The 13,374-nt window shown below is 68.7% G+C and carries 11 protein-coding genes; 7 read left to right on the top strand and 4 right to left on the bottom strand.

What is annotated here, in order from left to right; all coding sequences use genetic code 11:
- Nucleotides 1-2: 2 nt before the first annotated feature.
- Genes menC through speB form a run of 4 tightly spaced genes read left to right on the top strand, consistent with a single transcriptional unit; the run spans nt 3 to nt 5,169 of the window.
- The gene (gene menC, locus ACZ5BU_RS01360) at nt 3-1,142 is read left to right on the top strand and encodes an o-succinylbenzoate synthase (RefSeq protein ID WP_465694640.1); all 1,140 of its coding nucleotides are present in this window, start codon (nt 3-5) and stop codon (nt 1,140-1,142) included.
- A 1-nt stretch (nt 1,143) separates the two neighbouring features.
- Nucleotides 1,144-2,685, top strand: a complete 1,542-nt coding sequence (locus tag ACZ5BU_RS01355; protein ID WP_465694638.1) for a GMC family oxidoreductase — start codon at nt 1,144-1,146, stop codon at nt 2,683-2,685.
- Nucleotides 2,686-2,726: 41 nt separating this feature from the next.
- The gene (locus tag ACZ5BU_RS01350; RefSeq protein WP_465694637.1) at nt 2,727-4,154 is read left to right on the top strand and encodes an aldehyde dehydrogenase family protein; all 1,428 of its coding nucleotides are present in this window, start codon (nt 2,727-2,729) and stop codon (nt 4,152-4,154) included.
- 34 nt (nt 4,155-4,188) lie between these two features.
- Nucleotides 4,189-5,169 carry an agmatinase gene (speB, locus tag ACZ5BU_RS01345; protein WP_465694636.1) on the top strand — a complete coding sequence of 327 codons (981 nt, stop codon included), beginning with the start codon at nt 4,189-4,191 and terminating at the stop codon, nt 5,167-5,169.
- Between the two features lie 555 nt (nt 5,170-5,724).
- Here the strand turns inward: speB and ACZ5BU_RS01340 are convergent.
- A complete protein-coding gene (locus tag ACZ5BU_RS01340) occupies nt 5,725-6,798 on the bottom strand; it encodes a serine hydrolase domain-containing protein (RefSeq protein WP_465694635.1) in 1,074 nt (357 codons plus the stop codon).
- Between the two features lie 189 nt (nt 6,799-6,987).
- Between ACZ5BU_RS01340 and ACZ5BU_RS01335 the strand changes: the two genes are divergently transcribed.
- Entirely contained in the window at nt 6,988-7,401 is a 414-nt protein-coding gene (locus ACZ5BU_RS01335) for a pyrroline-5-carboxylate reductase family protein (protein ID WP_465694633.1), read from the top strand.
- Between the two features lie 48 nt (nt 7,402-7,449).
- Nucleotides 7,450-7,788, top strand: coding sequence for a pyrroline-5-carboxylate reductase dimerization domain-containing protein (locus ACZ5BU_RS01330; RefSeq protein ID WP_465694632.1), 339 nt, complete (start codon nt 7,450-7,452; stop codon nt 7,786-7,788).
- A gap of 17 nt (nt 7,789-7,805) precedes the next feature.
- On the opposite strand, the gene ACZ5BU_RS01325 is transcribed toward ACZ5BU_RS01330, so the two are convergent.
- Nucleotides 7,806-8,255 (bottom strand): Lrp/AsnC family transcriptional regulator, encoded by a 450-nt coding sequence (locus tag ACZ5BU_RS01325; protein ID WP_465694631.1) that lies wholly within the window; start codon nt 8,253-8,255, stop codon nt 7,806-7,808.
- Between the two features lie 158 nt (nt 8,256-8,413).
- On the opposite strand from ACZ5BU_RS01325, the gene ACZ5BU_RS01320 reads away from it, so the two are divergent.
- Complete coding sequence (locus ACZ5BU_RS01320; RefSeq protein WP_465694629.1) at nt 8,414-12,043, top strand: indolepyruvate ferredoxin oxidoreductase family protein; 3,630 nt, start codon at nt 8,414-8,416, stop codon at nt 12,041-12,043.
- Nucleotides 12,044-12,535: 492 nt separating this feature from the next.
- On the opposite strand, the gene ACZ5BU_RS01315 is transcribed toward ACZ5BU_RS01320, so the two are convergent.
- Both ACZ5BU_RS01315 and ACZ5BU_RS01310 read right to left on the bottom strand, forming a co-directional pair.
- Nucleotides 12,536-12,949 carry a PIN domain-containing protein gene (locus ACZ5BU_RS01315; RefSeq protein WP_465694628.1) on the bottom strand — a complete coding sequence of 138 codons (414 nt, stop codon included), beginning with the start codon at nt 12,947-12,949 and terminating at the stop codon, nt 12,536-12,538.
- Nucleotides 12,946-13,170: a type II toxin-antitoxin system VapB family antitoxin gene (locus tag ACZ5BU_RS01310; protein WP_465694626.1), complete on the bottom strand. Its 225-nt coding sequence runs from the start codon at nt 13,168-13,170 to the stop codon at nt 12,946-12,948. Before ACZ5BU_RS01310 ends, ACZ5BU_RS01315 begins: the two co-directional genes overlap by 4 nt.
- Between the last annotated feature and the right edge of the window lie 204 nt (nt 13,171-13,374).

Below are 13,374 nucleotides of genomic sequence, written 5' to 3'. Positions count from 1 at the left end.
CAATGCACATCGAGCGCGTCGAACTCATCACGGTCCGGATGCCGCTGGTTCACCCCTTCACCACCTCGTTCTCCACCCAGACCGAGCGGCGTCCGCTCCTGATCCGGGTCACGGCGTCAGTCGGCAGCCGTACTGTGACGGGCTGGGGTGAGTGTGTTGCTCTCACCGAGCCGTACTACTCCCCGGAGTACCTCGAAGGCGCACGCGAGATCCTGCGACGATTCCTCGTACCCGCGCTGTTCGAATGGCAGGCTGCGGGCAACGCCGTCGCGGCGGCGACGGTCAGCGTGGCCCTCGAGCACGTGGTGGGCCACCGCATGGCCAAAGGCGCCTTGGAGATGGCGATCCTCGATGCCCAGCTGCGTCTGCGGAACACGTCGTACGCAGCGCATCTCGGGGTGACCCGCGCCTCGGTGCCGTCAGGTGTCAGCGTCGGGATCGAGAAGTCGATCCCCGACCTGCTCGAGCGAGTCGGTGACTTCGTCGGCCAGGGCTACGCGCGCATCAAACTCAAGATCAAGCCCGGCTGGGACTTCGAGCCGGTCAAGGCGGTGCGGGAGCGGTTCGGCGACATCGCGCTACAGGTCGACGCGAACACCGCCTACCGCCTCTCAGATGCCCATCTGCTGCGCAAACTCGACCCGTTCGAACTGCTGCTGATCGAACAGCCCTTGGGAGAGGAGGACCTCCGGCAGCACGCGTTGCTCGCGGGCATGATCAGTACGCCGATCTGCCTCGACGAGTCGATCGTGTCCGCGCAGTCCGCCGCCGACGCGATCGCGCTGGGAGCGGCCAGTGTCATCAACATCAAGCCCGGACGAGTCGGCGGGTATGTTGAGGCGGTACGCATCCACGACCTCGCACTTGCGCACGGCGTCGCGGTCTGGTGCGGCGGCATGCTCGAGACTGGAATCGGCCGAGCCGCCAATGCCGCCCTGGCGGGGCTGCCGGGCTTCACTCTCCCCGGCGACGTCTCCGGCTCCGATCGGTTCTACGCCCGCGACATCACCGAGCCGATCGTGATGAAGGACGGCGCGGTCTCGATCCCCAGCGGACCCGGTCTGGGGGCGGAGCCGATCCCCGACGTGCTCGCCGAGCACACCGTCGACACCGTCGATGTCACCGGGCGGCGGTGGGTTTGACGTGGACGCTGAAGTTGTCGTCGTCGGCGCCGGCTCGGCCGGTGCGACGCTGGCCGCACGATTGGTGCGTGCCGGTCGGCAGGTCCTGTTGCTCGAGGCTGGACGCGATTACCCGGCAGCCGAGCTCGCGGAGTCCTGGCGCTCGCCCAACCCGCTTGCCGCCATCCTGGACCCTGGTTCCGAGTCACTCCTGTGGGAGGACCACCTCGCGTCCCGGACCGCCGTCCAGGAACCGTCGTTGTACTGGCGGGGCAAGGGCCTGGGCGGCAGCTCAGTCGTCAACGGCCAGATCGCCATCCGTCCGCCTGTCGAGGATTTCGACGACTGGGCCGCCGCCGGATGCACCCGGTGGTCGGCGGCCGAGGTCCTTCCCTACCTTGCGGCCATCGAGACCGACCAGGAGTACGGATCGGACCCGCACCACGGTTCTTCCGGGCCGATCCCGGTGCACCGCTACCCAGTCGAAGAGTGGGGCTCGGTCGACCTGGCGCTGCGCGACGCGGCACTCGCCGCGGGCCGTCCGTGGGCGCCGGATGTCAACGCCCCCGGTGCGAGCGGCGTCTCGCCGTACCCGGTGAACTCCCGCGACGGCCGGCGGGTGTCGTGCCACGACGCCTACCTCGAGCCACTTCGCCACGACCCGCGCCTGACGATCCGCGGCAATACCCTCGTGGACCGGGTGGAGCTCGACGCCGGTCGCGCAGTCGGCGTACGACTGGCCGACGGTGAGATCCTCCGTGCCGACCAAGTCGTGCTGAGCGCCGGCGCGACCGCGACGCCGTCCATCCTGCTGCGATCGGGGATCGGGCCCGCGCGCCACCTCCGAGAAGTCGGGATCGCAGTCCATACGGACCTACCGGTCGGCGAAGGCATGCAGGACCACCCGATGGCGCTGATCGGGATCCCGCTCACCCTGCAGGCGACCGCCGGTCCACGGGATCGGCACACCAACTGTTGCGTGCGCTACTCGAGCGGAATGACCCCCGACCCGCTCGACATGATGATGGCTGCGCTCAACCAAAACGCGCTGGCGATGGCGTCTGCCGTACCGCGGGCGGGTGCCGGTGCTGTCGGGGTGTTCTTGAACCGCACGTACTCCCGCGGCACGCTCCGCCTGCGGGGTACGGACCCCCGCCGTCAGCCGGAGTTGGCGTTCAACATGCTCGACCACGACCTTGACGTCGACCGCCTTGTCGCCGGTGTCCGGGAACTCGCCGAGCTCGTCGAGCATCCGGCCTTCGCGCGCATCGTTCAGGCCGACGTGTGGCTGGCCAACGCGGAGTTGCGGGCCGCTCTGGACGGTCCCGAGGATGCCCTTCGCGAGCATCTGCGTGCGACCGTCGTCGACACCCAGCACGCCACCAGCACGTGCCGCATGGGCGATCCGGCCCACCCCGCGACGGTGGTCGACCCGGACTGTCGGGTGCTCGGGGTCGACGGTCTCCGCGTCGCCGACGCCTCGGTCTTCCCGTTCGTGCCACGCGCCAACACTCACCTCGCCACCATGCTGGTGGGCGAAGTCGTGGCAGCCCGGATGACGTGAGCAGCCGACCGATCGATCGTCCCTGCCCTCAAGGAGATGCTGTGAAGGATCTGCACCACGTCATCGACGGCGTCGCCGCCGGGTCCAGCGACCCAGGGATGCGCGAGATCATCGATCCCGCCACGGAGGACGCGGTCGCCCGCATCCCGGTCGGCACAGCGGTCGACGCCGACGCGGCCGTGCAGTCGTGCCTCGCCGCGCAACCGGAGTGGGCGGCCATGAACCTAGCCGACCGGCTGGAGGTCCTGGCGCACGTGGCCGACGTCGTCGAGGAGCACACCGGTGAGCTCGCCGCCCTCGAGAACATTGAGATGGGCAAACCGGTGGCGCTGGCTCAGCAGATGGTGCGTGCCGGCGTCGTGGGCTGGCGCAAGGACGTCGAACGTGCGCGGACCTACCCGTTCGTCGCCGACGTGACCGTGCCTGGCGAGCCGGGCCGCACGATCGTCGAGCGTCGTGCGCTCGGCGTCGTCGGCCTCATCATCCCGTGGAACTTCACGGTGGCGTCGATCCTCGGCAGCCTGGTGCCGCTGCTCGCCGCGGGAAACACCGTCGTCCTCAAGCCCTCCGAGAAGGCGCCGCTGTCTGCCGCTCGGTTCGTCGAGCTGATGGACCTCCGGCCGGGCGTCGTCAACCTGCTACTCGGAGACGCCCGGGCAGGACGCCCGCTAGCCGCGCACGACGACGTCGCGCTCCTGCACTTCACGGGCTCGGTCGAAGTCGGACGTACGGTGGGCGTCGCCGCCGCGCAACGGCTGCAGCGCTCGGTACTGGAGCTGGGCGGCAACGACCCCGTGATAGTCGACGCGGGCGTCGACGTCGTCGCGACGGCGCAGGCGGTGGCATTCTCGTCCTTCGTCAACAGCGGCCAGAGCTGCACCTCGTCCGAGCGTGTCTTCGTGCACCGTGCCGTGGCTGACGACTTCATCGACGCACTCGTCGAGGCCGCTGCGGCATACGGGTTCGACGACCGAGACGGGAGTGCGAGCGCCACCGCATTGGGCCCCATGGTCGACGAGGCGCAGCGCAGTCTGGTGCACGCGCACGTCACCGACGCGCTGGCCCAGGGCGCAATGGTCCGCTGTGGCGGGGAGGTCCCCGATCGACGTGGCTTCTACTACCCGGCCACGGTGCTCACCGGCGTCACCGACGACATGCGAATCATGCGTGAGGAGACCTTTGGCCCCGTCGCGCCGGTCGTCGTTGTCGACTCCTTCGACCAAGCCGTCGAGCTCGCCAATGGCACCGGGTTCGGTCTCGCCGCCACCGTCTACACCACCGACCCGGACCACGAGCGCCGCGCCGGCGACATCCGTGCTGCTCTCGTGTGGATCAACGCGTGGCAGCAGGGCGGAGCCAACGCGACCTACGAGCCCTGGGGCCTGAGCGGCATGGGCGCCGCCGGCGCTGACGCCTCCTTCGACGCTGCGACCCGGCCTGTGTCACTGCTAGTCGCTCCGGCGTCCTGAAACACCCGCCCGACCCGACCAACCAGGAGGACAAATGTCCGAGGCCGAGCCTTCCCAGCGCACGATTATGGGGCCACCAGACGCTCTGCTCGAGATGCCGAGGTACGCCGGGGGGTCGACGTTCGCGCGACTACCGCGACTCGACGAGGTCGGCCGAGCCGATGTCGCGATCCTCGGTGTGCCGTTCGACGCCGGCACGACGTACCGACCCGGGGCTCGCTTCGGGCCCGAGGCCGTCCGCGCGGGGTCCAAACTTCTGCGGCCCTACCACATCGGCCTCGAGATCGAACCCTGGACGCAGATGCAAGTGGCTGACGCCGGCGACGTGGGCGTCACGCCCTTCGACATCGAAAAGGCAGTGGGCCAGGTGGAGCAGGCGGCACGTGGCTTGGCGGTCACAGCCGATCGCATCGTCACGATCGGCGGCGACCACACGATCGCCCTGCCGATGTTGCGAGCGCTCCACGCCCAGCGCGGTCCAGTTGCCCTTGTGCACTTCGACGCCCACCTCGACACCTGGGACAACGTGTTCGGGGCCCGGATGGTCCACGGAACGCCGTTCCGTCGCGCGGTCGAGGAGGGTCTGATCGACGGCAACCACTCGGCCCACGTCGGCATCCGCAGCACGATGCCGTCTGCCCATGACTTCACCGACGACCGCGAGCTCGGCTTTGCGACAATTACGACATTGGACGTGGCCCGGCGAGGTGTCGACGAGTCTGTCGACCGGATCCGCCACCGGGTCGGAGATCGCCCCGTGTACATCAGCGTGGACATCGATGTCCTCGACCCGGCACATGCCCCCGGGACCGGTACTCCCGAACCTGGTGGCCTCACGGTCCGCGAGATGCAGATGCTGCTCTACGGCCTCGCCGACCTCGATGTCGTCGGCGCCGATGTCGTCGAGGTCGCTCCGGCATACGACCACGCGCAGATCACGGCGTTGGCAGCTGCAGGGCTGGCATTCGATCTCGTCGCCATGATGGCTCGGCCAACCCCGCTCCGCGACCGGTAGTAGCCATCGTCGGTCTGCCACAGAACACGGGGGCGATGCGACCGCGCTTGCGGCGGCGATGACTTTGAAGAACACCTTGGCTGGCATTCCGTATGGAAGGCAATGCGGTCATCTTGGCTCGCGGCGACGTGGATCGGGCCAGGCTGATCGCCCGGTTCGGTGAGTTCGTGGCTGACCTTGGTGGTTGCTACGTACCTGGTGTTGACATGGGAACCAGCCGGCTGTCAGGCGATGGCGGCGGTCGGTGCCCGGACTCATTGTTCTGAGCAGGATCCTTCTCCTTGGACCGCTCCTGGCGTGTTCTCTGCGATCGAGAGCGCGGTCAGATCCCACCTCGATACGGAGCTGGGTGGCGTTCGGGTACTGGGTTCAGGGCGCCGGGCACATCGGGGCCGCGCTCGCCCGCCAACTGAAGGTGCAGGCGCCGCGGTCGACGTGGCCGATGCTGACCTCGTCGCAGGGCGGGGCGGCGCTGCGGCTTCGTTCGACACCGCCACGCGCCCGGCGTCACAGTTCCACGCGTCCGCGAACCGCTCGTAGCCCGGAGCCCCTTCTTCAGGTGGGGGTGGGGGTGTTCGCGGGGGCGATCGCGAGCTTGCTGCGCAGGAAGCCGGCTAGGAGATCTGCGGAGTCGTCGTCGAGGTTGGTGAGGACGACGATCGTTGTTGCGGTGGTCGGGTCGTGGCCGGCAAACGCCTGGAATCCGGGGAGTTCGCCGTTGTGGCCCCACAGGCCGTCGAAGTTCGCGATGCCGAGGCCGTAGGCGATGGTGCTGTCGGGCACGGGGCTGGTTCGCATGCGCTCGCGGTGGGTCTGCTGCTGGAGGAGGTCGCCGCGCACCGATGCCTCGATGAGCAGTCGCAGGTCGCCCACGGTGGAGACCGCGTTCCCGGCCGTCCATGCCCAGGACGGGTTGATGCACGTCGCGTCGACGAGTTCGCCGTCCCGGCGGTGGTAGCCACGGAGCCGAGGATCCGGCAGGGCCGTCGCGCCGAGCGTCAGCGGCGGGAGCTCGGTCTGCCGCATGCCGAATGGGTCGAAGACCAGTCGGTGCGCGACGTCCTCGACTCGTGCGCCGGTGACGTGCTCGATGAGCATCCCCAGCACGATGTAGCCCGCGTTGCAGTACGCCCAGGACGTGCCGGGCTCGAACTCCTGCGGGTTCCGCAGGGCGACCTCGATCAGCTCATCGGGAGTCCAGAGCCGGTTCGGCTCGGTGAGCAAACCGGCGACGAACTCTTCCGAGGTGTAGTCGGGCAGGCCAGAGGTCATGTTGAGGAGACGGCGAACGGTGACTCCGGCCGGGACCTGCAGCGCTGGCAGATGGACCTGGATCTCATCGTCAAGGGCAAGGTGCCCAGCGTCGACCAGGCGGAGGACGATCAGCGACACGATCGTCTTCGTGAGGCTGCCGATCCGCATGCGGCTACCCGCGGTGAGCCTCCTGTTGGTGGCCAGATCGGACACGCCGAACGCACGGGTCCAGCTGTACGACGGGTTACTGACCTGGACGATGGCGCCTGGGATGCCCAATCGCTCGCGCTCTGCGTCCAGGGCCTCGAGCAGGTCGTCATCCGGAGTCGAGGATGCAGATGCAATAGGTGCGTTCGCGGGCAAGGGAACCCCCATTCGTGGATGGCTACGACCTTCGCATGATGGTCCTCCTCCGGGTCCGGACGCCTGGTGCTGCAGGCCGGAAGTGATGTCAATCCCTCGTGCGATCGACCGAATGCCCTGCAGGGAGGGGCCACTACGATCAGTCACGTCGATCTTCTCGCCATGGTTTCCAGGGGAGGTAGCGATCGGTATCCCCACGGTGTGGGCCGCGATTCTCGTCGTCGGGGACTGGGCGAGGCGCCCGTGGTCGCGCTGCTGGACGCGACCCGGCATCTCGACGCTCTGATGCTGAGCGACGACCGGCCCGCGCGGGCGCGTGAGATTTCGGAGCGGTACGACATCATGGTCGGCTTGAGCCCGGACGCGGCCGGCGACGCCGAGGTGATTGTGCTCCTCGCCGACGCGTCCAACGTCGTGGATCTGCTCACCGAGCTCGACCCGGTGCTGCGGCCAGGTCAGCTGGTGGTCTCTGTGTCTCCTGATGTCACGATCGACTCCATCGAGAGCCACGTGCCCGCAGGGATTGCGGTGGCGAGAGCGGTCCTGAGTTCGTCGACACCGGGGAGGTGTCCGCCTTGCCGCGGTCGCCACCGGCTCGTGCTGCAATACGTCTGATCTCGCGCGAGTCGACCTGCTGTTCGCGTCAGCGAGCGGGTTCTGCGAATGTCCGAAAGTCAGCTGAACATCGTCGCTGCCCTCGCCGATGCAGGGCCGGCCTATCTGTGCTTACTGGTGGAATTGATGATCGACGCCGGTGTCTACCTCGGCCTCGCCCGCCCGGTCGCGGCAGACCTCGTCGTCCAGACCGTCGCGGCGACGGCTGTGCGGTTGCGTGAGACAGGTACGCACGCTGGGATGCTCCGCGAGCAGGTGACGTCTCCCGGCGGTCCGGCCGCGGCCGGGTTGCGCGAACTGGAACCTCGCGGGATCCGCGCTGCTGTCATGGCAGCCACCGAGTCTGCCCGCGACCGCATGCGAGGCCAGTCATCGCTGTTGGGCTGAACCTCTGCCCGGCCCGGTCATCCGCGGCGGGTCCACTGCTCGAGCACGACGAGCGTTTTCGTGCTGGCAACAGCCTCGCCGGAACGGAGCAGGCTGACGACCCGGCGCAGGTCCTCGACGCCCTCGACCTGGATGCGTACGAGTGCGTCGGGGTCGCCGGCGAGGGTGAGGACTTCCTTGACCTCGGGGACCTGGGCGACGAATTCCATGATCTGGGCGAGGTCGAGGTCGTCGGCGAAGTGGAGTTCGGTCATCGCCTCGATGCCGCCGGCGATCCGGCCGTGGTTGATCGTGACGGTGTAGCGCTCGATGACGCCGAGCTTCTCCAGCCGGGTGATCCGGCGCTGGACCGGCGCGACCGTGAGGCCGACCGCGGTCGCGATCTCACGGAGCGGGCGACGGGCGTTGTCGCGGAGCAGGTCCAGGATCGCGCGGTCGGTGTCGTCCAGGCTGGCTTGTTCGGGCACGCAACGAACTCTACGCCGGACCCAGGATTTGTTGCGCCCGGCCAGGCCTTCAGCAGGTGACGATTGCGGATCGTCGCCAAACTCGACGACAGTTCTTGTGACCCGGCGCACCCAGCCCGCACGCTCGGGAGAACTGCCGCGGACACCTTGGAGAGCCGATGACTGCCATCGCCCCCGCCGAGAGCCCTGCCGGAATCCCTGTCGAGGTCACCGCGGAGCGGCTCGCTGCCGCGCCGCCGTACGACCTGAACGACCGGTTCCGGCCGTCCGGTCCGCCGACGCTGCTGACCGGCGTCCAGGCGATCGCTCGGCTGCTGGTCGAGCATCGCGCGCTCGACCGGCGCCGCGGGATGCGGACGGCGTCCTTCGTCTCCGGTTACCAGGGGAGTCCGCTCGGCGGACTGGACCGGCTGCTCGCGGGCCTGAAGGACGTGCTCGACGAGAACGACATCCGTTTCGTGCCCGGGTTGAACGAGGAGCTCGCCGCGACCTCGGTGTGGGGCAGCCAGATCGAGTTGCCGCTGGGCAGCGCCACCCATGACGGCGTCACCGGTTTCTGGTACGGCAAGGGTCCTGGTGTGGACCGCGCGACCGACGCGCTGCGGCACGCCAACATGTACGGCGTGAACCCGCGCGGCGGCGCCGTTCTGCTGGTCGGCGACGACCCCGCGTCGAAGTCGTCGACCGTACCGGCGGTGAGCGAGCGGTCCCTGGCCGCACTGGGGATCCCGGTCCTGTTCCCGCGCAACGCGGCCGAGATCGTGACGCTCGGTCTGCACGCGATCGAGATGTCGCGGGTGACGGGGTGCGTCGTCGCGCTGAAGATCGTCGCGGACGTCGCCGACGGTGCGTGGACGGTAGACGCCGCCGCGGGGGAGGTCCTGCCGGTCACGCCAGCGATCGAGTGGGAGGGCAGGCCGTACACGTACGAGCAGCGCCCGATGGTCGTCCGGCCGGACGCGATCGTGCGGGCCGAGGCGGATCTGGTCGGGCCCCGGACCGAGCTGGTTCGCGCGTACGGCGTCGAGAACGGCCTCGACGTGGTCGACGTCGACCCGGCCGGCGCGCGGGTCGGATTCGTTGCCGCGGGCAGCTGCTACGACTCGATGCGGCAGGCGATGACCGATCTCGGTGTCACCGACGAGGCGCTCGCGCAGGCGGGCATCCGGGTGTTGCGGCTCGGCCTGATGAGCCCGGTCGCGCCCGGGACGATTCGGTCGTTCGCCGAGGGCCTGGACCGGATCGTCGTGGTCGAGGACAAGACAGCGTTCGTCGAGACCCAGATCCGGGAGATTCTGTACGGTACGCCGGACGCGCCGCAGATCGTCGGCAAGCGCGACTCCAGTGGCCGGCTGCTGATTCCCGCCGACGGCGAGCTCACGTCGGGCCGGTTGCTCGCGCCACTGCGGTACCTGCTGCAGGACCTGGTCGCGATCACGCCGCCCCCGCCGCGGCGGAGCCAACTCCCGTTGCTCTCCACGAGCCGCTCGGCGTACTTCTGCAGCGGCTGTCCGCACAACCGCTCCACCGCGCTGCCCGAGGGGTCGATGGGCGGCGGCGGGATCGGCTGCCACGCGATGGTCACGATCTCCGACCGGCAGGACAGCGCCGTCACTGGAGTCACGCAGATGGGCGGTGAGGGCGCTCAGTGGATCGGCCAGGCGTGGTTCACCGACGCCGGCCATATCTTCCAGAACGTCGGCGACGGCACGTTCTTCCACTCCGGGCAGCTCGCCGTACAGGCCTGTATCGCCGCCGGCGTCAACATCACGTACAAGGTGCTCTACAACGACGTCGTCGCCATGACCGGCGCCCAGGACGCCGAGGGCGCGCTCACCGTGCCGCAGCTGACCCACAAGCTGTACGTCGAAGGCGTGCGCAAGATCATCGTCTGCGCCGACGAGCCGGAACGCTACCGTCGCCGCGACCTCGCGCCCGGCACTCCGCTCTGGAGTCGCGACCGTCTCGACGAGGCACAGCGGATGCTGCGGGACATCCCCGGGGTGACGGTGCTGATCTACGACCAGCACTGCGCCGCCGACGCCCGGCGTCAGCGCAAGCGCGGCAGCCTGCCCGCCCGTACGCAGCGCGTCGTCATCAACGAGGCGGTCTGCGAGGGCTGCGGCGACTGCGGTGTGAAAAGCAACTGCCTGTCGGTGCAGCCGGTCGAGACCGAGTACGGTCGCAAGACCCGCATCGAGCAGACCTCCTGCAACAGCGACTACAGCTGCCTCGACGGCGACTGCCCGTCGTTCGTAGTCGTGGAGACGGCGTCCCGTCGTACCGCGCCTCGTCGCAAGGCTGCGTTCCCCGCTCCGCCGGCGGTCGCGCCGAGCAGTGCCGAGGAGCGGGTCACCGGTACTCAGAACGTCTTCCTGGCCGGCATCGGCGGGACCGGCATCGTCACCGTCAACCAGGTGCTCGCGACCGCCGCGCTTCGTGCCGGGTACGCCGTCGAGTCGCTCGACCAGACCGGGCTGAGCCAGAAGGCGGGACCGGTGACCGGCCATCTGCGGTTCGCCGACGGCGAGCTCGAGCCGGCCAACCGGCTGACTCCCGGGTCCGCGGACTGCTTCCTCGGCTTCGACCTGCTGACCCTCGCCGAGGACCGAAACCTTGCCTACGGCAACGGTGCCGCGACCCGGACTGTGGTGTCGACCAGCCGGACGGCGACCGGCGCGATGGTGTACGACCCGGCCGTCCAGCACCCTGCCGAGGCCGGCCTGCTGGAGCGGGTCCGGACCGCGAGCGTGGAGCTGTTCGACTTCGACGCGCTGGAGGCCGCGGACCGGATCTTCGGGGACACGATCGCCGCGAACTTCCTGCTCGTCGGCGCCGCGTACCAGACCGGCGCCCTCCGGCTCCCCGCCGCGGCCATCGAGGAAGCCATCACGATCAACGGCACCGCGGCCGCCGCGAACATCGCCGCGTTCACCTGGGGACGCGTGGCAGTCACCGACCCAGCCGCCTTCCGCGCCGCCGGTACGACGCCGGCCCCGGCGGTGCGCCGCGCCGTACCGGCTTCGGTCGCGGCCGCCGGCCTGGAGGGCGAGGTACTGCGCCTCGTCGCCCAGCGCGCCACCGATCTGGTCGCCTATCAGAACGTCGAGCTCGCGGACTTGTACGTCGATTTCGTCGCGCGGATCGTCGCCGCTGAGCGAGCCGTGACTCCCAAGACCCGGTTCAGCGAAGCCGTTGCGCGCAACCTGTTCAAGCTGACGGCGTACAAGGACGAGTACGAGGTCGCCCGCCTGCTCACCGACCCGGCGTTCCTCGACTCCACCGGCGAGTCGTTCCCCGGTGGCGTGGTCTCCTTCAAGCTGCACCCGCCCGTACTGCGTGCGCTGGGCCGCAAGAAGAAGATCTCCTTCGGCCCTAAATCCCACGGCACCCTGCGTGTCCTCGCACGGCTGAAGTCGCTACGCGGCACCCGCGCCGACCTCTTCGGCTACGCCCACCTCCGCAAACTCGAGCGCGGCTTGCGGGACCACTACCGCGCACTGATGACCGAACTGGCCGCCGACCTGAACCCCACGTCGTACGACCGCGCAGTGCAACTGGCCGAACTCCCCGACCTCGTCCGAGGCTACGAGTCCGTCAAACTCCGCAATATCGAACACTACGCGGATGCGCTTCGCGACCTGGGCGTCGAGCCGCCACGATCATGGAGCCGGTTTGGCATCATCCACCAGTACCACGCGGTCGCGAGCGCCACGAGCGGCCAAGACGTACGTCGTCGAATTGCAGGACCGCGCCGAACGGAGCTGCGCCGTCGAGATGCCGGTTGAGGGACGAGTAGGCGTCTTCGGGGGCCTGGCCGGGTGCCCAGCGGATGTTGATGGCAGTGCCCGAGGCAGGCAGCGACGTCGTCGCCCCAGCGGATTGCAGCCCCGGGACGGTCACGGAGCTGTTGCCGTCGTACGGCGACGTGATGAGCCTCGCGGCGACCATCATCGCGTCCGGAGGCAGTCCGATCATCACAGTAGCCGCGCGACGAGCCGGCGACTCCACTCTGTATCTGCGTCGATCGAGGGGGGAGGTAGGTGATCACCGCAAGGGTGTTGTAGGTGCCTAAGACTCCCTTGGCGGCCTCTGGTCACGGACGTGGCCGAGAACGGCACCTGCCGCGCCTTGGGCGGGTGCGGGAGATGCTGGAGCTTTCGATTGAGCCGTCGGGCGTGGTGCGCCGATCGTGGCGACCCCGAGCGTGTTGCGCACGCTCCCTCTCCTTCCCGAGGTCAGGCGTTCAGGAGTCGCGCTCGCTGTTGGCAACGCGCTATTCATGACGACGGTGCGATGTACTCGTGCTGCAGTTCACTTACTTTCGCGATGTGGTCGAAGTCGTGGTCTGCGGTCAGTACGGTTGCGTCGTTCGCGATGGCGTAGCCGGCGATGAGGATGTCGAGTGAGCCCGCTGCGCGGACGAGGCCGGAGTTCCACAGGGCGCTTTGGATGTCGAGCACCAGTGACTCGTCGGGTGCGTGCTCCAATGGGAATCCGAGGGAGATCTGCTGTCGGTGGCGTGCGTGTTCCTCGGGTGTCCGGGCGCTGTGGCAGAACTCGAGCACCTGCGGTGGGCAGGTGACGAAGAGATCGGCCGGTGCGCGCTCGATGCGCCGCAGCCGCGCGGTGATGCCGGTGTCGCCGGATGCCAGTCTGGCCCAGACGGAGTTGTCGACCAGGTAGTCGGTCACGAGGCCCGGGGTGCGGCCGGAGGGGGAGGGGTCACCGGCGCGCCGAGCTCGGCCTCGAGGTCAGGCAGCGCCGCGATGCCGTCGATCATCGCGCCCTTCTGCTTCGAGGCGATGAGACGGCGCAACGCGAGATCGAGGACGGCACGGTTCGACCGCTCGCCGGTGAGCGCCCGGGCGCGCTCGATCAGCTCGGGGTCCAGGTCAACGCTGGTCATTGCCATGATGGCTCCTCTCGGCATATGAGTGATTATATAACGAGATCGAGGCGATCACGAGCCGAACTGTCCGAGACGGTACGAGGTCAGCTATACCGACATCAGGGCGGTGACGGCGGCCTATCGAGTGCGCCGCGCGTCGATACGGAATCTACGGTCAAGACTACGGTCTACAACAGGAATCTCTGGTCAAGAGCAGTGATCCGCAGT

The sequence above is a fragment of the Kribbella sp. NPDC031520 genome (assembly GCF_055580825.1).
This window is presented reverse-complemented; position numbering and strand designations above follow the sequence as displayed.